This is a genomic window from Pseudomonas sp. R19M (assembly GCF_050312585.1).
Taxonomy (GTDB): Bacteria; Pseudomonadota; Gammaproteobacteria; order Pseudomonadales; family Pseudomonadaceae; genus Aquipseudomonas; species Aquipseudomonas palleroniana.
In genome coordinates, this window is record NZ_JBNPJV010000032.1 from 42,206 (window position 1) to 62,662 (window position 20,457).

General features: G+C 58.9%; 24 protein-coding genes and 1 tRNA gene. 19 read left to right on the forward strand and 6 right to left on the reverse strand.

Going from position 1 to position 20,457, the window contains the following annotated elements; translation table 11 throughout:
• Window positions 1-48: 48 nt before the first annotated feature.
• Window positions 49-354, forward strand: coding sequence for a YkgJ family cysteine cluster protein (locus ACQRBT_RS05455; RefSeq protein WP_060754824.1), 306 nt, complete (start codon window positions 49-51; stop codon window positions 352-354).
• A gap of 250 nt (window positions 355-604) precedes the next feature.
• On the opposite strand, the gene ACQRBT_RS05460 is transcribed toward ACQRBT_RS05455, so the two are convergent.
• From ACQRBT_RS05460 to hemA, 6 genes are all read right to left on the reverse strand, one after another.
• On the reverse strand, window positions 605-1,123 hold the full coding sequence (locus tag ACQRBT_RS05460; protein WP_060754823.1) for an acyloxyacyl hydrolase: 519 nt from the start codon (window positions 1,121-1,123) through the stop codon (window positions 605-607).
• 113 nt (window positions 1,124-1,236) lie between these two features.
• Window positions 1,237-2,031 (reverse strand): glutamate racemase, encoded by a 795-nt coding sequence (murI, locus tag ACQRBT_RS05465; RefSeq protein ID WP_090366911.1) that lies wholly within the window; start codon window positions 2,029-2,031, stop codon window positions 1,237-1,239.
• Window positions 2,024-2,779, reverse strand: coding sequence for a molybdopterin-synthase adenylyltransferase MoeB (locus ACQRBT_RS05470; RefSeq protein ID WP_104995459.1), 756 nt, complete (start codon window positions 2,777-2,779; stop codon window positions 2,024-2,026). The genes murI and ACQRBT_RS05470 overlap by 8 nt, the downstream gene beginning before the upstream one ends.
• Window positions 2,773-3,603 carry a peptide chain release factor N(5)-glutamine methyltransferase gene (gene prmC, locus ACQRBT_RS05475; protein ID WP_412046980.1) on the reverse strand — a complete coding sequence of 277 codons (831 nt, stop codon included), beginning with the start codon at window positions 3,601-3,603 and terminating at the stop codon, window positions 2,773-2,775. The genes ACQRBT_RS05470 and prmC overlap by 7 nt, the downstream gene beginning before the upstream one ends.
• Entirely contained in the window at window positions 3,604-4,686 is a 1,083-nt protein-coding gene (gene prfA, locus ACQRBT_RS05480) for a peptide chain release factor 1 (RefSeq protein ID WP_060754819.1), read from the reverse strand.
• Window positions 4,683-5,972, reverse strand: a complete 1,290-nt coding sequence (gene hemA / locus ACQRBT_RS05485) for a glutamyl-tRNA reductase (RefSeq protein WP_060754818.1) — start codon at window positions 5,970-5,972, stop codon at window positions 4,683-4,685. Before hemA ends, prfA begins: the two co-directional genes overlap by 4 nt.
• 182 nt (window positions 5,973-6,154) lie before the next feature.
• Here hemA and ACQRBT_RS05490 point away from each other — a divergent pair, with 182 nt between their 5' ends.
• The 18 genes from ACQRBT_RS05490 (at window position 6,155) to ACQRBT_RS05575 (ending at window position 20,457) form a co-directional block, all read left to right on the forward strand.
• Window positions 6,155-7,879 carry a tetratricopeptide repeat protein gene (locus tag ACQRBT_RS05490; RefSeq protein ID WP_090366918.1) on the forward strand — a complete coding sequence of 575 codons (1,725 nt, stop codon included), beginning with the start codon at window positions 6,155-6,157 and terminating at the stop codon, window positions 7,877-7,879.
• A 4-nt stretch (window positions 7,880-7,883) separates the two neighbouring features.
• Entirely contained in the window at window positions 7,884-8,501 is a 618-nt protein-coding gene (gene lolB / locus ACQRBT_RS05495; RefSeq protein ID WP_104995457.1) for a lipoprotein insertase outer membrane protein LolB, read from the forward strand.
• Between the two features lie 49 nt (window positions 8,502-8,550).
• Window positions 8,551-9,354: a 4-(cytidine 5'-diphospho)-2-C-methyl-D-erythritol kinase gene (gene ispE, locus ACQRBT_RS05500; protein ID WP_412047022.1), complete on the forward strand. Its 804-nt coding sequence runs from the start codon at window positions 8,551-8,553 to the stop codon at window positions 9,352-9,354.
• A 37-nt stretch (window positions 9,355-9,391) separates the two neighbouring features.
• Window positions 9,392-9,466 (forward strand) — tRNA-Gln (locus tag ACQRBT_RS05505).
• Between the two features lie 46 nt (window positions 9,467-9,512).
• Window positions 9,513-10,454, forward strand: coding sequence for a ribose-phosphate pyrophosphokinase (locus tag ACQRBT_RS05510; RefSeq protein ID WP_003171603.1), 942 nt, complete (start codon window positions 9,513-9,515; stop codon window positions 10,452-10,454).
• Window positions 10,455-10,591: 137 nt separating this feature from the next.
• A complete protein-coding gene (locus ACQRBT_RS05515; RefSeq protein ID WP_060754814.1) occupies window positions 10,592-11,188 on the forward strand; it encodes a 50S ribosomal protein L25/general stress protein Ctc in 597 nt (198 codons plus the stop codon).
• 166 nt (window positions 11,189-11,354) lie between these two features.
• Window positions 11,355-11,939 carry an aminoacyl-tRNA hydrolase gene (gene pth, locus ACQRBT_RS05520; RefSeq protein WP_003171596.1) on the forward strand — a complete coding sequence of 195 codons (585 nt, stop codon included), beginning with the start codon at window positions 11,355-11,357 and terminating at the stop codon, window positions 11,937-11,939.
• A gap of 22 nt (window positions 11,940-11,961) precedes the next feature.
• Complete coding sequence (ychF, locus tag ACQRBT_RS05525) at window positions 11,962-13,062, forward strand: redox-regulated ATPase YchF (protein ID WP_060754813.1); 1,101 nt, start codon at window positions 11,962-11,964, stop codon at window positions 13,060-13,062.
• Window positions 13,063-13,388: 326 nt separating this feature from the next.
• The gene (locus ACQRBT_RS05530) at window positions 13,389-14,303 is read left to right on the forward strand and encodes a sigma 54-interacting transcriptional regulator (protein WP_412046979.1); all 915 of its coding nucleotides are present in this window, start codon (window positions 13,389-13,391) and stop codon (window positions 14,301-14,303) included.
• 418 nt (window positions 14,304-14,721) lie between these two features.
• Window positions 14,722-15,084: a hypothetical protein gene (locus ACQRBT_RS05535; RefSeq protein ID WP_060754810.1), complete on the forward strand. Its 363-nt coding sequence runs from the start codon at window positions 14,722-14,724 to the stop codon at window positions 15,082-15,084.
• Between the two features lie 7 nt (window positions 15,085-15,091).
• A complete protein-coding gene (gene sctJ, locus ACQRBT_RS05540) occupies window positions 15,092-15,865 on the forward strand; it encodes a type III secretion system inner membrane ring lipoprotein SctJ (protein ID WP_412046978.1) in 774 nt (257 codons plus the stop codon).
• Complete coding sequence (locus ACQRBT_RS05545) at window positions 15,858-16,439, forward strand: type III secretion protein (protein WP_244697443.1); 582 nt, start codon at window positions 15,858-15,860, stop codon at window positions 16,437-16,439. The genes sctJ and ACQRBT_RS05545 overlap by 8 nt, the downstream gene beginning before the upstream one ends.
• Window positions 16,440-16,446: 7 nt before the next feature.
• Window positions 16,447-17,007 (forward strand): type III secretion system stator protein SctL, encoded by a 561-nt coding sequence (gene sctL, locus ACQRBT_RS05550; RefSeq protein WP_412046977.1) that lies wholly within the window; start codon window positions 16,447-16,449, stop codon window positions 17,005-17,007.
• 104 nt (window positions 17,008-17,111) lie between these two features.
• A complete protein-coding gene (locus ACQRBT_RS05555; protein WP_104995453.1) occupies window positions 17,112-17,348 on the forward strand; it encodes a hypothetical protein in 237 nt (78 codons plus the stop codon).
• Window positions 17,335-17,742 (forward strand): type III secretion protein, encoded by a 408-nt coding sequence (locus ACQRBT_RS05560; RefSeq protein ID WP_161548323.1) that lies wholly within the window; start codon window positions 17,335-17,337, stop codon window positions 17,740-17,742. The genes ACQRBT_RS05555 and ACQRBT_RS05560 overlap by 14 nt, the downstream gene beginning before the upstream one ends.
• Window positions 17,743-17,756: 14 nt before the next feature.
• Window positions 17,757-19,889, forward strand: coding sequence for a type III secretion system outer membrane ring subunit SctC (sctC, locus tag ACQRBT_RS05565; protein ID WP_104995451.1), 2,133 nt, complete (start codon window positions 17,757-17,759; stop codon window positions 19,887-19,889).
• Complete coding sequence (gene hrpT, locus ACQRBT_RS05570; RefSeq protein ID WP_060754804.1) at window positions 19,886-20,089, forward strand: HrpT family type III secretion system protein; 204 nt, start codon at window positions 19,886-19,888, stop codon at window positions 20,087-20,089. The genes sctC and hrpT overlap by 4 nt, the downstream gene beginning before the upstream one ends.
• A complete protein-coding gene (locus ACQRBT_RS05575) occupies window positions 20,086-20,457 on the forward strand; it encodes a transcriptional regulator (RefSeq protein WP_412046976.1) in 372 nt (123 codons plus the stop codon). The genes hrpT and ACQRBT_RS05575 overlap by 4 nt, the downstream gene beginning before the upstream one ends.

The window sequence follows — 20,457 nt, forward strand, 5'->3', positions numbered from 1 at the left end:
TCAGAGCATTCATACGCACATCATGCGCTTGCCTTACACTGCGCACCTATGACCCACATCCCCCATACCCAGATCACCGAACCCGCCGTCACCTGTTCGACATGCGCAGCCTGCTGTTGCCAGCTGGAAGTCATGCTGATCACCGATACCGGTGTGCCGGAGCGCTATATCGATACCGATGAATGGGGCGGCGAAGTCATGCTGCGCCTTGACGACGGCTGGTGTGCGGCGCTGGATCGGGACACGATGATGTGCACCATTTACGACAGGCGACCGTTGATTTGCCGGGAGTTCGAGATGGGAGCGCCGGAGTGCCTGACCGAGCGTGAAGGGATTGCGACCGCGTATCGCTGATGTTGAGATGAGCGCAGAGCAGAATGCGGGAAGGGCTTGCGGTCGATTGTGTGGTGTCAGTTGCAGATGCATTGACTGAACCCGCGCTATCGGGGGCAAGCCCTGATGCCAGTCAGTTAAGGCTTAACGCGGTCATTGTGGGAGGGGGCTTGCTCCCGATGGACTGCGTAGCAGGCCCATTTTTGAGGCCGCTGCGCGGCCTATCGGGAGCAAGCCCCCTCCCACAGGGGTGTGGCAGTGCTCTGAAGAATTACAACGGCAGGGTGTAGTGCAGCGAGTAGCTTTCCACCCCGTCGTTGTTGCTGCTGATGCCAGCGTTGGAATAGTGCGTGGCACGGATACCCACTTCATGCCCACCCGCAAAGCGCAGGCCAAAGCCCAACCGGTCTTCGAACTGGAAGGACTGGCCGATGTTATTGTCCTCGACCCGCGTGCGCGAGAACAGCGCCACACCGACCCCAGCCTCGATGTAGGGTTTGACCGACTCTCCGGCAAACTCATACACAAACACTGGTGAGAACGACACGCTGCTTACACTGGCGCGCTTGTCACCGTCCCAATAGGTATAGGCGCCACTCCAGTAACCGGTCAGCCGGCCGGTATCGCTCTGCCACCAGCTTTTATCCCAGTCGGAAGTCAGGCCCAGGCGATAGGTCATCGTCGAATCACTCGTGCCCCCCACCCCGAATTCCAGGCCGGCGGCCTGGGCCGAAACAGAGTGTCCCACCACAGCGGCCACAATCGTAGCCAAAGCGAACAAACGCTTCATAAGAAACAGTCCTTTAAGAACGGAGTTAGAGTGATATGTAAGGGCTAACTCGGTATAGAAGCCTGCGTAGTGTCAGAAGTTCAGCTTCTAACCGAGGTTTTTTCACGAATTTTTCACGAGCCAAAACTACTCACAACGCCAGGATATTTCCATAGTGTCGGTAAGATATTTCTTAAATGATCGACATCACCACTGGTCCAGAACTGCGCATGTTCAGGCTTATCGGTGCCTATCAGGTCGCGCTCGCCCAATAACCGCTTGAGCTGACGTGCCACGGCGGCGCCGGTGTCGATCAGAATGATGCTCGGCGGGAGCATCTGCTCCAGCAACGGCTTGAGGAATGGGTAGTGGGTGCAGCCCAGAATAATGGTGTCGCAGCCGGCGTTGAGCAGCGGTTCGACATAACCCTGCAACATAGTGCGCAGCGCAGGGCTGACGAGGTCGCCGGTTTCAATCAACTCCACCAGCCCCGGGCAAGGCTGGGTAATCACCCGCACGTCGGTGGCGAAGCGGTCGAGCAAGGCGGCAAACTTGGCACTTTGCAAGGTACCGGTAGTGGCAAGCACACCGACGACGCCGCTGCGCGTAGCGGCAGCCGCAGGCTTGACCGCGGGCTCCATTCCCACCAGAGGCCAGTCGGGGTAGTCCTGGCGCAAGTCAGCGACGGCGGCGACAGTCGCGGTGTTGCAGGCGATCACAAACGCCTTGGCGCCGCGCTTGCGGAAAAACTCGGCGACTGTGCGGGAGCGCTCGAGAATGAACGCCGGGCTTTTCTCGCCGTAGGGAATATGCCCACAGTCCGCGACATACAGCAGCGACTCATGGGGCAACAACCGTTGAATTTCATCCAGCACCGTCAAGCCGCCGACGCCGGAGTCGAACACACCGATAGGCGCGCCCTTATCCACGCTGAGTCCCGCACACGCTGCAGCCCGGGTCGCGCTTGACCCGCAGTTCGCGAAACCGTGTGGTCAAGGCATCGACCAGCAACAAGCGGCCCACCAACGGTTCACCAAAACCGGCGAGCAGCTTCAACGCCTCCAGCGCTTGCAGGCTACCGACCAGCCCCACCAGAGGCCCGACGACGCCGGCCTCGCTGCAAGTCAGTTCGGTATCGCTGCCGTGCCCATATAAACAGTGGTAGCACGGGCTGTCGGCGCGACGCGGATCGAACACCGACAACTGCCCCTCAAGCCGAATCGCCGCGCCGCTGATCAATGGCTTGGCAGCGGCGACGCAGGCTGCGTTAACGGCCTCACGGGTGGAGAAGTTGTCGCTGCAATCGAGCACCACATCCACATTCGCCACCGCCGCCGCCAGGGAATCGGCATCCAGCGCCACACGGTGGGCAAGCAAGGTGATATCAGGGTTGATGGCCGTCAGGCGGCGCATGGCTGAATCGACCTTGGTCTGCCCAACGCTGTCGGTGTCGTGGATGATCTGGCGTTGCAGGTTGGTCAGGTCGACCGTGTCGAAATCCGCCAGGTGCAATTGGCCCACGCCCGCAGCAGCCAGGTACAACGCGACCGGCGCGCCCAGCCCGCCGAGGCCGATGATCAGTGCCCGGCCGTTTTTCAGGCGCAACTGACCTTCGATGTCGACATGCTGCAACAGAATCTGTCGGCTGTAGCGCAACAGCTCCTGGTCGGTCAGCATGGCCGGCGCCCCAGGGTGATGCGTTCGTGCTCGCCAAGGTCGATGCGGCTGTGCACCTGTTCGAACCCCTGGCTCAGCAACAGATCACGCACGGCGGCCGCCTGGTCGTAACCATGCTCGAGCAACAGCCAACCACCGGCATTCAGATGAGCAGGCGCCGCTTGGCTGATCAACCGCAAATCATCCAGGCCATCGTGGCCCGCCACCAGTGCGCTGGCCGGCTCAAAACGCACATCGCCGGCCACCAGATGCGGATCGTTGTCGGCGATATACGGCGGGTTGCTGATGATCAGATCAAAGCGCTCGCCTAGCAGGGCGCTGAACCAATGGCTGTTCAACACCCTGGCGTTCTTCAGGTGCAGGCGCTGGCGATTGCGCTCGGCCAGGGCCACGGCTTCCAATACCCGGTCGACGGCGGTGACTTGCCAGGCCGGCCGCTCGCTGGCCAGGGCCAGGGCAATGGCGCCGCTGCCGGTGCCCAGGTCGAGGACCTTGGCGGGCGTTGCGGGCAACAGTTCCAGGGCGGCTTCCACCAGCAGTTCGGTTTCAGGACGCGGGATCAGCGTGTGGGGCGCGACCTCCAGGTCCAGCTTCCAGAAGCCCTGCTGGCCGAGGATATACGCCACCGGCTCGCCGCTGCGGCGGCGCTGCAGGTAACCGGCGAAGGTCAGCGCGTCTTCACTGCTGACGATTTTCTCCGGCCAGGTGTGCAGGTAACTGCGCGATTTGCCCAGGGCAGCCGCCAGCAAGAGTTCCACATCCAGGCGCGCAGTGGGCGAGTCGGGCAGGTCGGCGGCGCGCAGCAGGCTGGCGATGATGGTCATTTATTCACCGATCGCCGCTAATTGATCAGCCTGGTACTCAGCGAGCAACGGCTCGATCACCGCTTCAACGCCGCCGGCAAGAATTTCGTCGAGGGAATAAAGGGTCAGGTTGACGCGGTGGTCGGTGACCCGGCCCTGGGCAAAGTTGTAGGTACGAATGCGTTCGGAACGGTCACCCGACCCGACCAGCAATTTACGCTCGCTGGCAATCGCGTTGGCGGCAGCGCTGGTCTGCTGGTCGTTGAGTTTGGCCGACAGCCAGGACATGGCTCGCGCACGGTTCTTGTGCTGGGAACGCTCTTCCTGGCACTCCACCACGATCCCCGACGGCAAGTGGGTGATCCGGATCGCCGAGTCGGTCTTGTTCACATGCTGGCCGCCGGCACCCGACGAACGGTAGGTGTCAATGCGCAAGTCCGCCGGGTTGATCTCGATGGCTTCCTGCTCGTCCGGCTCGGGCAACACCGCCACGGTACACGCCGAGGTGTGGATGCGGCCCTGGGACTCAGTCGCAGGAACCCGCTGTACACGGTGCGCGCCGGACTCGAACTTGAGCTTGCCGTAGACGTTGTCGCCTTCAACCCGGGCGATGACTTCTTTATAGCCACCGTGTTCGCCCTCGTTCTCGGACAGGATCTCCACGCGCCAGCCACGACGTTCGGCATAACGCGAGTACATGCGAAACAGGTCGCCGGAGAAGATCGCCGCCTCGTCACCACCGGTGCCGGCGCGAATTTCGAGAAACACGTTGCGGCCATCGTTCGGATCTTTGGGCAGCAACATGCGTTGCAGGTCGCCTTCCAGCTCGGCCAGCTTTTCCTTGGCCTCGCGGACTTCTTCCACGGCCATTTCACGCATGTCCGGGTCGCTGTCCTTGAGCAGCGCCTGGGCGCCTTCGAGGTCGGCCTGCACCTTCAGCAAGTTCTTATAGGTGGCGACCACCGGCTCGACTTCGGCGTATTCCTTGGAATAGGCGCGGAATTTGGTCTGATCGGAGATGACCTCACCATCGCCGAGCAAGGCGGTCAGTTCTTCGAAACGGTCCTGGAGCACATCCAGTTTATTGAGCAGTGACGCTTTCATTGCGGTTTTTTATCCGAAGAGCTATCTGACGCGCCCTCACCGAGGGCAAAGAGTTCCTGGGCCATGGCCAGCGCATCGAGGCGGCCTTCGGCGGTAAGCTTTTTCAACTGCACACTGGGCGCATGCAGCAATTTGTTGGTCAGGCCACGGGCCAGTTGCATCAACACCTCTTCGGCACTGCTGCCGTTGGCCAGCAACCGCTGGGCCTTGGCCAACTCCTCGTCGCGCAGGCGTTCGCTCTGCTGACGATACGCCTTGAGTACATCCACCGCTGCCAGTTCACGCAGGCGCACCATGAAATCTTCGGCGCCGACGCTGACCATTTCCTCTGCGGCCTGAGCAGCGCCCTGGCGGCTCTTGAGGTTTTCGGCGACCACTTCATGCAAGTCGTCGACGCTATAGAGGTAAACGTCGTCCAACTCGCCGACTTCGGGTTCGATATCGCGGGGAACAGCGATATCGACCATGAAGATTGGCTTGTGCTTGCGCAGCTTCAATGCGCTTTCCACCGCGCCCTTGCCCAGGATCGGCAACTGGCTGGCGGTTGAGCTGATCACGATATCGCTGCGCACCAGTTCGGCCGGAATGTCCGAGAGCAGAACGGCATGCGCACCGAACTGCTCGGCCAGGATGCTCGCGCGCTCAAGCGTACGGTTGGCCACCACGATACGTTTCACGCCCAGGTCGTGCAGGTGCCGGGCGACGAGCGTGATGGTCTCACCGGCGCCGATCAGCAGCGCCTGGCTGCGCTGCAGGTCACTGAAAATCTGCTTGGCCAGGCTGACGGCGGCAAACGCCACGGATACCGGGTTTTCGCCGATGGCCGTGTCGGTGCGCACTTGCTTGGCCGAATTGAACGTGGCCTGGAACAGGCGGCCCAGCAGCGGCCCCACGGTGCCGGCCTCGCGGGCCACGGCATAGGCGGACTTCATCTGGCCGAGGATTTGCGGTTCGCCCAACACCAGCGAGTCGAGCCCTGCGGCGACGCGCATCATGTGACGAACTGCCGCATCTTCTTCGTGCACATAGGCGCTGGCGCGCAGGTCGTCGAGGCTTAAATGGTGGTAATCGGCCAGCCAGCGCAGTACCCCATCCGCTGAAAGATGCTCCTGCTCTATATAAAGCTCGCTGCGATTGCAGGTCGAAAGGATTGCAGCTTCGCGGCTGTCGGTGAGCCGGCAGAGCTGCTGCAAGGCCTCAACCAACTGCTCTGGCGTAAACGCCACGCGCTCGCGCACGTCTACGGTAGCAGTCTTGTGGTTAATACCGAGTGCGAGGAAGGCCATTCAATATCGCTGATGATGTCGGGAAGCCGACAATTGTCCTACTTCGAATGATTCAGAACAACCACCGTAGGCTATTGTCCTAATGCCTTGTGTCTATAAAGGCATCCACTGAGACTCGGTTATGTTTGGCCGAAGGCTTGTGTCATGATGATCCGACCGCAGGTTAGTCGTCCTCTTCCTATATGAATAGATCCTCCGCGTTGCTCCTTGCTTTTGTCTTCCTCAGCGGCTGCCAGGCCATGGCACCCGTATCGCCGGACGGTACGCCACCGGTGGAAGACAGCACTCCCGCCCCTGAAAAACCCAAGGTTTACTCCTCGTTCAGTGAAGAGACGGTCTACAGCCTGCTGACGGCGGAACTGGCCGGCCAGCGAAATCGTTTCGATATTGCGCTGGATAACTATGTGACCCAGGCGATCAACACCCAGGACCCCGGCATTTCCGAGCGGGCGTTTCGCATCGCCGAATACCTGGGCGCTGACCAGGCTGCGCTGGACAGCTCGCTGATCTGGGCAAAAAACGCCCCGGACGACCTGGAAGCCCAGCGGGCCGCGGCGGTTCAACTGGCACGCGCCGGGCGCTATGACGACTCCATGGTTTATATGGAGAAAGTCCTGCAAGGCAAGGGTGACACCCATTTCGACTTCCTCGCGCTGTCGGCCGCCGATACCGACCAGGACACGCGCAATGGCCTGATGAAGGGTTTCGACCGCCTGCTGCAAAAGCATCCGAAGAACAGCCAGCTGATTTTCGGCAAGGCGTTGCTGCTGCAACAGGATGACGAAGCCGACGCAGCCTTGAAACTGCTGGAACAGAACCCGCCGGAAGAGGGCGAGATCGCTCCGATCCTGCTGCGCGCACGCCTGCTGCAGAACCTCAATCGTGGCAAGGAAGCGATTCCACTGCTGGAAAAAAGCATCAAGAAATACCCGGACGACAAGCGCCTGCGCCTGACCTACGCGCGAATGCTGGTCGAGCAGGACCGCATGGAGGACGCCAAAGTCCAGTTCGCCAACCTGGTCCAGCAGTACCCGGACGATGACGAGCTGCGCTATTCCCTGGCGCTGGTGTGCCTGGAAGCCAAGGCCTGGGACGAAGCCAAGGGTTACCTAGAGGAACTGATTGCGCGGGAAAGCCACGTCGATTCGGCGCACCTGAACCTTGGCCGTATTGCCGAAGAGCGCAATGATCCCCAGGCCGCCCTGCTGGAATACGCCCAGGTCGGCCCAGGTAACGACTACCTGCCCGCCCAGTTGCGCCAGGCCGACATCCTGATGAGCAACGGCCGTACCGATGAAGCGGAAAAACGCCTGGCCGCGGCCCGCGATGCCGAACCGGACTACGCGATCCAGCTGTACTTGATCCAGGCCGAAACCTTGTCCGCCAACAAGCAGGGCGAGCGCGCCTGGAAATTGCTGCAACAAGCCTTGCTGCAATACCCCGATGATCTGAACCTGCTGTATACCCGCGCCATGCAGGCGGAAAAACGCAACGACCTGGCGCAGATGGAAAAAGACCTGCGCCTGATCATCAAGCGCGACCCCGAGAACGCCATGGCACTTAACGCCTTGGGTTACACCTTGTCTGATCGCACCACGCGCTACGACGAAGCCAAGGCGCTGATCGAGCAAGCGCACAAGATCAACCCAGAAGACCCGGCCGTACTCGACAGCCTGGGCTGGGTGAATTACCGCCTGGGTAACCTGGACGAAGCGGAACGCCTGCTGCGCCAGGCACTGGAACGCTTCCCCGACCAGGAAGTCGCCGCCCACCTGGGTGAAGTGTTGTGGGCCAATGGCAAGCAGCGCGAAGCGCGACAAATCTGGGAAAAATTCCTCAAGGAACAACCCGAAAGCCCTATCCTGCGCGGCACCATCAAGCGCCTGACCGGATCCGAGACCCTTTAAGCTTATGTTCTTGCGCCACATTGTAGTGTTCAGTCTTATTGCCCTGCTCGCCGGTTGCGCGGGTGTCGGTAGCCGCGAATCCGTTGAAGGCCAGGGCAACCCAGGGCAATGGAAACAGCACAAAAACCAGCTCAGCAGCATTGATGGCTGGCAGATCGAGGGCAAGGTCGGAGTGCGCGCGCCGAAAGATTCGGGCAGCGGCACGCTGTTCTGGCTGCAACGCCAGGACTACTACGATATTCGCCTGTCCGGCCCGCTCGGTCGCGGCGCAGCTCGCCTGACCGGTCGGCCCGGCCAGGTGAGCCTTGAAGTGGCCAACCAGGGGCGCTATGAAGCGGCATCGCCGGAGGCGCTGCTGGAAGAACAGATTGGCTGGAAACTGCCCGTGTCGCACCTTGTATGGTGGGTGCGCGGCTTGCCCGCACCGGACAGCAAGAGCCGTTTGAGCCTCAATGGCGACAGCCGCCTCGCGTCACTGGAGCAGGATGGCTGGCAGGTCGAGTACCTCAGCTATGTAGAACAGGGCGGCTACTGGCTGCCGGAGCGTATCAAGCTGCATGGCACAGACCTGGACGTCACCCTGGTGATCAAGGACTGGCAACCGCGCAAGCTGGGGCAATAACGTGACCGTAGATAAGTTGACCCTACCCTCGCCTGCCAAACTCAATCTGATGCTGCACATTCTCGGTCGCCGTGAAGACGGCTATCACGAATTGCAGACACTGTTTCAATTTCTCGACTACGGCGATGAACTCACCTTCGCCGTGCGCGACGATGGTGTGATCCGCTTGCACACCGAATTCGAAGGTGTGCCCCACGACAGCAACCTGATTGTGAAAGCGGCCAAAAAACTTCAGGAACAATCCGGTTGCTCACTGGGCATCGACATATGGATCGATAAAATTCTGCCCATGGGCGGCGGAATCGGTGGTGGCAGCTCGAACGCCGCGACCACACTGCTGGGTCTGAATCACTTGTGGCAACTGGGCTGGGACCTTGATCGCCTGGCCGCGCTGGGCCTGACGCTAGGCGCCGACGTCCCGATTTTCGTGCACGGACGGGCCGCTTTTGCTGAGGGCGTGGGGGAGAAACTCACGCCGGAATACCCCGAAGAGCCGTGGTACGTCGTGCTTGTTCCGCAAGTATCTGTAAGTACAGCAGAAATTTTTTCAGATCCGTTGTTGACACGTAACTCTTCTCCCATTAAAGTGCGCCCCGTTCCCAAGGGAAACAGTCGAAATGACTGCTTACCGGTTGTAGCAAGGCGTTATCCAGAGGTACGTAACGCTTTGAATTTGTTAGGTAATTTTACCGAAGCAAAATTAACCGGAACTGGAAGTTGTGTGTTTGGGGGCTTCCCAAACAAAGCTGAAGCTGATAAAGTCTCGGCCCTTCTTACAGAGACCCTTACAGGGTTTGTAGCAAAGGGAAGCAACGTTTCGATGTTGCATCGCAAGCTGCAAAGTCTGCTCTAAAAGGAACCGAGTGTTAGGCACTCGTTGCAACAGATACAGGGGCGTCGCCAAGCGGTAAGGCAGCAGGTTTTGATCCTGCCATGCGTTGGTTCGAATCCAGCCGCCCCTGCCATTTTCTAATACTCATCCAGGTTACCCTCAGCCTCTAGGTACTGCGCGTGTCCAAGATGATGGTCTTTACGGGGAACGCTAACCCCGATCTGGCTCGACGTGTCGTACGTCAGCTGCATATCCCTCTCGGTGACATCTCTGTCGGCAAGTTTTCCGACGGCGAAATTACAGCCGAGATCAATGAAAACGTTCGCGGTAAAGACGTCTTCATTATTCAGCCGACCTGCGCTCCGACCAACGATAACCTGATGGAACTCGTCGTGATGGCTGATGCCTTCCGCCGCTCCTCAGCGACTCGAATCACAGCTGTAATCCCTTACTTTGGTTATGCTCGTCAGGATCGCCGTCCGCGTTCCGCACGTGTGGCTATCAGCGCGAAAGTCGTTGCTGACATGCTGACCGTGGTAGGCATCGACCGTGTTCTCACGGTTGACCTGCACGCTGACCAAATCCAGGGGTTCTTCGATATTCCGGTAGATAACATCTACGGCTCCCCAGTATTAGTGGATGACATCGAAGATCAGCGCTTTGAAAACCTGATGATCGTGTCCCCGGACATTGGTGGCGTCGTGCGTGCACGGGCTGTTGCCAAATCCCTGGGCGTGGACCTCGGGATCATCGACAAACGCCGTGAAAAAGCCAATCACTCTGAAGTGATGCATATCATCGGTGATGTCGAAGGGCGTACCTGTATTCTGGTTGATGACATGGTCGACACCGCCGGCACCCTGTGCCACGCGGCGAAAGCCTTGAAAGAGCACGGTGCGGCTAAAGTCTTCGCCTACTGCACACACCCTGTGCTGTCGGGCCGAGCGATCGAGAACATCGAGAATTCCGTGCTGGACGAACTGGTGGTGACCAACACCATCCCGTTGTCCGCCGCCGCTCAAGCCTGTGCGCGTATCCGCCAACTGGATATCGCACCGGTCGTTGCCGAGGCGGTTCGCCGCATCAGCAATGAAGAATCGATCAGCGCGATGTTCCGTTAAGGGTTAAACCTTAGGAACACCTCACTGACGAAAAGCGCCCCGCCCCGGCATCCTGTCGGGGCGGGGCTTTTTTGCCCATATCGAGTACGGCGCTGGTCGCAAACGCCCCTCGATAATGGCTATTTTGGAGATACAAAATGACTGACTTTACTCTGAACGCCCAAGCGCGTACTGACCTGGGGAAAGGTGCGAGCCGCCGCCTGCGTCACGCTGCCAACATCCCTGCTGTTGTTTACGGTGGCAACAAGCCTGCTGAATCCGTAACCATCCTGGCCAAAGAAATCGCCAAGCTGTTCGAAAACGAAGCTGCCTACAGCCACGTGATCGAGCTGAACGTCGATGGCGCCAAGCAGAACGTCATCGTTAAAGCGATGCAGCGTCACCCGTCCAAGCAATTCATCATGCACGCTGACTTCGTTCGCGTTGTTGCCGGCCAGAAACTGACCGCGATCGTGCCTGTGCACTTTGTTGGTGAAGAAGCTCCGGTCAAGAAAGGCGGCGAGATCTCGCACGTTCTGAACGAAATCGAAGTGACCTGCTTGCCGAAAGACCTGCCTGAGTTCATCGAAGTCGACCTGTCGGCTCTGGAAATCGGCGCCATCGTTCACCTGTCCGACATCAAGGCGCCAAAAGGCGTTGAGTTCGTTGCACTGGCTCACGGTGATGACAAAGCTGTTGCCAACGTTCACGCTCCACGCGTTGCTCCAGAAGCTGAAGAAGGCGCTGCAGAGTAATTACTCTGTATTGCCGGAGTTTGAGGAAACATCGCGGACCGAGACGTAGCGAGAAAGCGGGCGATAACGCGGCGTTTACTCTTGAGTAAATGATGTAATGTCGTCCACTTTCGCCGCACTCAGGTCTGGCGATCTTATCCACAACTCCAAAGGAAGGGCCCCTGTCGTGACTGCCATTAAACTGATCGTTGGCCTGGGAAATCCAGGCGCCGAATACGAACAGACCCGGCATAACGCAGGGGCCCTTTTTGTTGAGCGTATCGCCCACGCACAAGGTGTGAACCTTGCGGCCGATCGCAAATATTTTGGCCTGACCGGACGCTTCTCGCATCAAGGTCAGGATGTTCGTCTGCTGATTCCCACCACCTACATGAACCGCAGCGGCCAGGCCGTCGCGGCGCTTGCGGGCTTCTTTCGGATCAAACCCGAAGAAATCCTGGTGGCCCATGACGAACTGGACCTGCCTCCCGGTGTCGCCAAGCTCAAGCTGGGCGGCGGGCATGGTGGGCATAATGGTCTGCGCGACATCATTGCGCAGTTGGGTAATCAGAATAATTTCTACCGCTTGCGGCTCGGCATTGGCCACCCAGGCGTCGCCAGTATGGTTTCAAATTTCGTCCTGGGTCGTGCGCCACGCGCCGAACAGGAAAAACTCGATGCCAGCATCGACTTTGCCCTCGGCGTGCTGCCGGATATCTTCGCCGGTGAATGGAACCGTGCGATGAAAAACCTGCACAGCCAGAAGGCCTGACTCTTACCGAGGGGAAAACACCATGGGATTCAATTGCGGCATCGTCGGCCTGCCCAACGTCGGCAAATCCACCCTGTTCAACGCCCTGACCAAGTCCGGTATTGCGGCGGAGAACTTCCCCTTCTGCACCATCGAGCCCAACAGCGGCATCGTGCCGATGCCGGACCCTCGCCTGGACGCACTGGCGGCTATCGTCAATCCGAAGCGCATCCTGCCGACCACCATGGAATTCGTCGACATCGCCGGCCTGGTGGCCGGTGCCTCGAAAGGTGAGGGCCTGGGCAACAAGTTCCTGGCCAACATCCGTGAAACCGATGCTATCGCCCATGTGGTCCGCTGCTTCGAAGACGAGAACGTGATTCACGTCTCCAACAGCGTCGACCCGAAACGCGACATCGAGATCATCGATCTGGAACTGATCTTCGCTGACCTAGACAGCTGCGAGAAACAACTGCAGAAAGTCGCACGCAACGCCAAAGGCGGTGACAAGGACGCCGTGGTCCAGAAGGGCCTGCTGGAGCAACTGATCGCTCACTTCACCGAAGGCAAGCCGGCACGCAGCCTGATGAAGAACATGGGCGCGGATGAGAAGGCCGTGATCAAAGGCTTCCACCTGCTGACCACCAAGCCTGTGATGTACATCGCCAACGTCGCCGAAGATGGCTTCGAGAACAACCCGCTGCTCGACGTGGTCAAGGCCATCGCCGAGGAAGAAGGCGCAGTGGTTGTGCCTGTGTGCAACAAGATCGAAGCGGAAATCGCCGAGCTTGAAGACGGCGAAGAGAAAGACATGTTCCTTGAGGCCCTGGGCCTGGAAGAGCCGGGTCTGAACCGCGTGATTCGTGCCGGTTACGAAATGCTCAACCTGCAGACCTACTTCACGGCCGGTGTTGAAGAAGTCCGTGCCTGGACCGTCAAGGTCGGTGCCACCGCGCCACAGGCTGCGGGTGTGATCCACACCGACTTTGAAAAAGGCTTCATCCGCGCCGAGGTGATCGCCTACAACGACTTTATCCAGTACAAGGGTGAAGCCGGTGCCAAGGAAGCCGGTAAGTGGCGCCTGGAAGGCAAGGAATACATCGTCAAGGATGGCGACGTGATGCACTTCCGTTTTAACGTGTAAGCATTACCGCAAGACTTCGCTACAACATCAAGCCGATGCAATGCATCGGCTTTTTTGTGGGCGTTGGATTTAAAACCACAAACAAGCTGTTACTTCCCTCCACTCATCACCACTTTAAGATTATTCTTACTTGCTGTGCGGCGTTAAAAACAAAAAAAGCACTTGCACAACTTAACCGCTCACTCAATCCAACTTTTCCCACTCTACTTCCTGCGATTATCCATTGAAGAACTCATGACATTCTTCGCAATTTAAGCTCTACTGAGTGGCCTTTATCATTTGCGCCACCCACAGTGAATTAAACGTGAGAGTAGAGCATCCACACTATGTCGACCGTCTTTCAAGAAGAACACGAAACAGACCATCCACTCACTGAAAGTTCCGATATCGAGCATACAATCAATAGCACTGCAACACTCAATGTTGACATTCTGTTATTAGGAGAAACGGGGACTGGCAAAGACACACTGGCCCAACGCGTTCATCGTTTATCCGGGCGTCGAGGAAACTTCGTCGCCGTGAACTGCGCGGCGATTCCGGAAAGCCTGGCGGAAAGCCAATTGTTCGGTGTGAACAGCGGCGCTTATACCGGCGCGGTGCAGTCACGTGCCGGGTTTATTGAAGCCGCGCATTTAGGCACGTTGTATCTGGATGAAATCGATAGCATGCCTCTCGCGCTGCAAGCCAAGCTATTACGTGCACTGGAGTCTCGCGGAGTGGAACGCCTGGGGTCGACCCGTTTCATCCCGGTAGACATGCGTGTGATCGCCTCTGCCCAGCAATCGCTGCATGACATGGTTGAACAAGGTACCTTCAGGCGCGATCTGTTCTTCCGGCTCAATGTTGTCAGCATCCGCCTCGCACCGCTGCGTACTCGCCAGGAGCAAATCATTCCGTTGTTCTTGAGCATGGTTCAACAGGAAGCCGAGCACTTCAAATGCGCCGCACCGACGCCTTCCCCTACGTTGTTCCAACAATTGCTGTGTCACGGCTGGCTCGGCAACATCCGGGAGCTGCGTTCAGCGGCAAAGCGCTTTGTGTTGGGCTTGCCGCCCCTGTGCGAACCGCTGGTGGAGCAGAGGGTGCAACCGTTCAAGGAAAAACTGCAACAAATCGAGAAATCACTGATTGAGGCCTCCCTGAAACGTCATGCCGATTGTGTGGAAAGTGTGGCGGTGGAACTGGGAATCCCTAAGCGCACGCTTTACTACCGTTTGAAACACCTGAACATATTCAACTAGGCCGTTAACAGACAACACCGACGAAATATCCAGAAATAACTAAACAATACTCATCAGGAACCGTTGAAGCCTCTTCCGCCACCCATAACATGAGCACTAGCTCGCTAGCTTTTAAACACACAGTGCTGAGCACTTAGCAAGATCCAATCTTAAAAAGGTACTGCATATGTCTATTAACAATGTTTCCTCACTCGGACGTCTCACAAACGAACAGGCAATACTCCAGACAAAGGAACTGCAAGAAACTAAGAATGCGGAAAACGTCGAGCTCACCCGCACCAGTATTCTTGTCGAAAAACTCACCAAAATAATGCAGCAAATAGGCGCGAACAGGCCCTGACCCTATTGCCTCCTTTGCCTGGTTTGCAAGGGAGGCAACTCTCTTCGTTATCAATCTCGTGCAATGGGTGGAGATTACATGCTTTTAAAAAACGAGTGGGCCTCGCCGCCTTCCACACCGCTTCCAATCGCCGAAGCCACGACGGGCGCTGACAGCACCATCGACAGCCACTTTTTTGCGTCAGCCCTGGCAACCAATGACAGCGTCAAAACACCACCCCCCACCATCGGCACGCACTTTCTGGCCGAGCAATCCAACTATCTGAGAACGCGTGCCAACGATGTCTCCAAGGGTTTGAGCGACCTGGTGAAAAACAAGAACTCGATAAAATCAGTTCAAGTCCCGCAGGCGCTGGCTGAAAGCAAAGAGGTCCTGACCGTGTCGGTGAAAATCATTAAGCACTGCGTTTCGATGGTAGAAAAAACCACCAACTTGCAGTAGGCCGCTTATGCGCACGCGCTTCATCTATTTATTACTTACGCTGACGTTCATGCTGAGCGGCTGTGGTGAACGCATTGACCTTCACCGCCAGCTGTCCGAACAGGAAGCCAACGATGTGATCGCCGAACTGGCGGACAAGCATATCCGTGCCCAGAAGGTACTGGAAAAAGACGGTGCCGTAGTGCGGGTCCGCACAAGCGATATCGCCCGTGCGGTTCGAACGCTGGAGGCGGCAGGGCTGCCAAAAACCGCGCGCACCACACTCGGTGAAATTTTCCGTAAGGAAGGGGTTATTTCCACCCCGCTGGAAGAGCGTGCGCGCTATATCTATGCCTTGTCCCAGGAACTGGAGGCGACGCTATCCAACATAGATGGGGTCATCGTTGCCCGCGTCCATGTTGTGCTGCCCGAGCGTGTAGCGCCGGGCGAACCCGTACAACCGGCTTCAGCCTCGGTCTTTATCAAGCACGATCCAAGGCTGGAGCCGGACAACATCAGGCCACGCGTACGCAGGATGGTTGCCAGCAGCATCCCCGGCATGAGCACCACGGCGGACAACCCGCAAAAACTCACCGTTACGTTCGTGCCGGCCGCGACCTATATCGAGCGCGAACGACTGGTCTACTTCGGCGCGTTTCTAGTACCCGAGGCTGACCTGGCCTTTTGGCAGATCTGTGTGACGGTCTTGCTGATCCTCTTGATAGTGTCACTCGTTGCCGCTGCTCTATGGCTTCGCAAGACGCGAACCGCATCACCTTCGAGCTCGCCACCACATGCCTGATATCCGTGACTGGGTGCATTGGTGGGCCTGCCCCTGGAGCCGTTCGCAGCATCCATGGGTCGCCTTCGATCTCAACTCACCCTCCAGCCTCGCGTTATGCCGCGGCCGGCATGAGCTGATCAGTCGCGCATTGGGCATCACGCCCTGCCTGCCGATCCAGCCCTCTGCAGCGCTATTGCGGATGGTACTGGCACCGCCTGAACAACAAGCGTTGATGCTGACCCTGGTCGACGGCATTTACCACCCACAGCGCGATACCGCTTTGAATCATGACCAGCGCCAGTGGTGCGCCCGCCTATCCATGGCCCTGCCCTCCTCGTCCCGACAACCCAGTGAAGACCCTCTGCATCATCTGCGCGCCTGGGTCGATCACACCGTGTGGCAACGCTTGCGCCTCAGTTTTGCGCGCCGTCGGGTACTGGAACTCGAAAGCCAATACCTACCGCAAGTGGGAAGCAAACTGGACACTGTCTGGCAGGCGGTCATCTGGCGTGCCACCGCTGCGGCGGAAGACGACTTTCACGCTGCCCCCTCCGGAGTGCCCCCGCACCATGTTATGCCGACGCAAGATTGAACTGTCGATGCCCACCGCAAGCCTGCCGCATGCCTTGATTCCCCGAGCTGTCCTTGCCGACAGCCGACAGGCCGAGCAGTTGCTCGAAAACGCCCAGGCCCAAGCCGACGCGCTACTGCACCAGGCTCAGGCACACAGCGAGCAATTGCTTGAACAGGCCCAGGTCGAGTTCTGGCAGCGTGCCAATCGCCAGCTCGAACGCTGGGAAGTAGAGCGCCAGGCCATTTGCGAGCGCCTCGAGCAGATTGCCACCTCCGTCACCAATCAGGCGCTGATCAGCCTGCTGGAGCTGACACCTCCCGCCGAGCGCCTCAACGCCTTGCTTAAAAAACTGCTGAACACGCAAGTCCCGGCAATCGCAGCCAACCTGGTCTGCCACCCACAGGACCACGTGCAGGTCGAGCAATGGCTGCAGCTTCACACTGAGGCCCCCTGGTGCCTGCGCCTTGATGACTCCCTGGCGGCCGAGACACTCATACTGGAAACCGACGAAGGCAGCTTCCACATCGAGTGGCGCTCTACCGTTGATGGCCTGCTATTGCTTGAGCCCGTGTCCCGCGGCAGGTAAGGAATTTCCGGCAACGCTGATTACATTGCCTTTCAAAACTCTTGGCGTGGAACCGTTACCAGCCTTTAGCCACTTATAGCGGCAAAGCCACCGGAGAGCCGACCATGAGTTTTGATTACCGCCAGCAACAACGGCAATACAGGGAACTGGATACCGTCAACCGCCACCTCGAACAGATGAAGAAAGCCTCAGAAGAGCCGCTCGATAACGAAACGTTCGCGGCCTTACTGGAACAGGCCTTTGAGCTCAAGATGGATGCCAACCAACTGATGACCTCAACCTTCGCGATGACCAATCACATGGCCGATAAAGGGAAGATCGTCTTTGATGGAATCCCTTGAAGGTGAGGATGACCTGGCGCGCTGGTTGAGCGGTTCCGATCCGCAGATCACCTTGACTGAAGGCGATAGCCGTATCGTCCTGCAACGTGACAGCGGCGCGCTGGTACTGGGCGTTGAACTCACTCAGCACGTGCCCACCAATGCCCAGTTGGAGAACTGGATGCGTCCGGGCGCCGCCAGCTTGCATCATTTTCCAGGGGCGCTCGCCCAAGACCCGGTCCATGGCGCGCTGTGGTTGCTCGAGTGCCTGCACGACGCGCCAAACCCGACGCAGGTGCAGAAAAGCCTCGAGGCGCTGCTCAATCAGCGTGACACCTGGCGGGCAGTCATGGCCCGCCTTGCACGCCCTGCCCGTGCGCCGCGCCCCGCCTCGCGACATCCGCTTTCGCCTTAATCAGAGAACGCCTTATGAACAATACCTCCGACAAGCCTGATGGCTTGCATGCCCCCTCGCCCCGGTTAACTGCAAAGCGCTCCGGCTGGCGCGGCCTGCTCGTTCTGCCATGGTTGCTGATCCCTTGGCAAAGCGCGCAGGCCGCCATTCCCAGCGAATGGAAAAATACCGCGTATGCCTATGAAGCCGAACACAAGCCTTTGCGCGAGGTACTTGAAGACTTCGCCCAGACCTTCGGCACGCAGTTGCAGATCGAGGGCCTGCTGGAGGGTGTCGTCAATGGAAAGATCCGCGCCAATACCCCCCAGTCGCTGCTCGACAGGTTGGGCGTTGAGCATCGTTTCCAGTGGTACTTGTACAACAACACTTTGTACATCAGCACCCTGGACCAACAGGAATCCGCACGCCTCGAGGTCTCCTCGGAAACCATCGCGGACTTGAAGCAGGCATTGACTGATATCGGCTTGCTGGAAAGCCGCTTCGGCTGGGGCGAGCTCCCCGAGGACGGTGTGATATTGGTTTCCGGCCCCAGACGCTACATCGAGCAGATTAAACAGTTCGCCAGCCAGCGCCGGTCGCCCGATGAAAAACAGAGCGTACTGACGTTCCCCCTGAAGTTTGCCAATGCCGCAGACCGGCAGATTGATTATCGTGGCGAAAAATACAACGTCCCCGGCGTCGCCAATATGCTGCGCGGGCTATTGGAAACGCGCCCAGCGTCAGCCTTGTCATCCCGTGCCACGCCCCCTTCCGCACCCGCACCGCTCGCGGCGAGCGGCGCTCGCTTGAGCAACCCGTTGCTGGGGCAGATGCTGGGCACCACGGCACCTTCGGAGCCCCCAGGCACTGGCCCCATGGTCACGCCGCGTGCGCCCGTCGGCAGCGGCAAAATCCGCGTCGAGGCGGACGTGCGCAACAACGCGGTACTGATCTATGACCTGCCCGAACGCCAGGCCATGTATCGCGACCTGATTGCCCAACTCGACGTAGCGCGCAAGCTTGTGGAAATCGACGCAATCATCCTGGATATCGAGCGCACTCAACTGCGTGAATTCGGGGTTAACTGGGGGTTTCAGAACAGCCGCTTCCGAGGCGGCGTGAACACGAGCCCCGGTACGTCATCACAACTTTCATTTGAAAATCGCGACCGGTTTTACGCAGACATACGGGCCCTGGAAAGCCGCGGCCTGGCGACCCTGGTCTCGAATCCGTCGGTCCTGACCCTGGAAAACCACCCCGCGGTGATCGATTTCAACCGCACTCAATACCTGGTCGGCGGCACCGAGAACGCAACCATCTTGCCCGTCACGGTCGGCACCAGCTTCCAGGTCGTGCCCAGGGTCATCACGTCCCGGGGCAAGCATCAGATCCACCTGCTGGTGGACATCGAAGACGGTAACTTCAATGAGTCCAACCCCCTGAGCACAACACCGGATGTGAGCCGTGGCAAAGTCAGTACCCAGGCGGTGATGGCGGAGAAACGCTCACTGGTGATCGGTGGCTTCCACGTCAGCGAAAGCACCGACAAGCACAACAAAGTCCCATTGCTGGGGGATATTCCCCTGCTGGGCAAGGCCTTGTTTTCTTCCACTGAACGCCAGAACAATCGCCGCGAAAGGCTGTTCATCCTGACCCCCCGGGTCATCGGCGATCAGGCCGACCCTTCGCGCTACCTGCCAAAAGACGATCAGGCCGAGTTGCAAGCCGCCCTCAAACCCTTGGCCAGGCGCGATGCCCCTCACCAACCGGTGATCAAGCGCAGCGATATCACCAGCACCCTGGCGCATCTGGTGAGCGGCCAGGTACCCAAGCCTTTCAAGACGGCCCCCTTGCCCTTGGGGCTCAATACCCTATGCGTCACGCGCGATCTGCTGGCGCTCAATACCGACCGCAGCCAGTGGTACACCGGCCCGGACTTCAACGTGGCCGTCGTCGTGCTGCGCAACCAGTTCAACCGCAACGTACGTATTGATGAAAAGGAGTGCAGTAACTCACACACCCTGGCCGTCAGCGTCTGGCCGCGAGCCTGGCTCAAGCCGGGTGAAGAAGCCGAGGTCTTTATTGCCATGCGTCCAGTGGTGAAAGACGAACACATCGGCGTCTCCCGCCCTTCCCTGCTCACCCCAACCCGGAACCAACCGCAATGAAGCCTTTACTGTTGTGCTCCACACTCATCGGTGCGGCACTGCTCGTCGCCGGCTGCACGCCGACCTGCCAAGGCGACTCGTGCTCACGTCCGCAGTCAGGCAAGCACACGCTGGTGGTCTGGTGGCCACCGCAGATGCGGGCCGAGTCGGGCCCGTCAGGCGAGCGTTCGGACTACCAGACGATATCGCTGGAACGATGACGCCCCACGGACTTACCGATAACCAGCAGCGTCGCGAGGCATTCAGCGACGCATGGGTGGGCGGCCCTGGCGCCCACCTGCCAGTCGGCCCCGGCATTGCCATCTACGCCATGGATACGGCTGCCGGTCCGGGATTGGCCCTGCAGGTGAACCGCGACGTCTTGCGACCCCGACAATTGCAGCGGGCACTTGAGCGCCGGTTTGAACAAGCAGTGGCCTTCAGTGGCTGCTTTGTCTACCTGGACGCCAGGGGCAACCTGGTGATCTGGCATGCACTGCCGACCCAGCGCCAGGCGCTCGACGCAACCATCAGCCGCCTGCTCTCGCTGGCCAGTCTCGAGACGCTGGACCGGCGCGCCGCTCGCTGA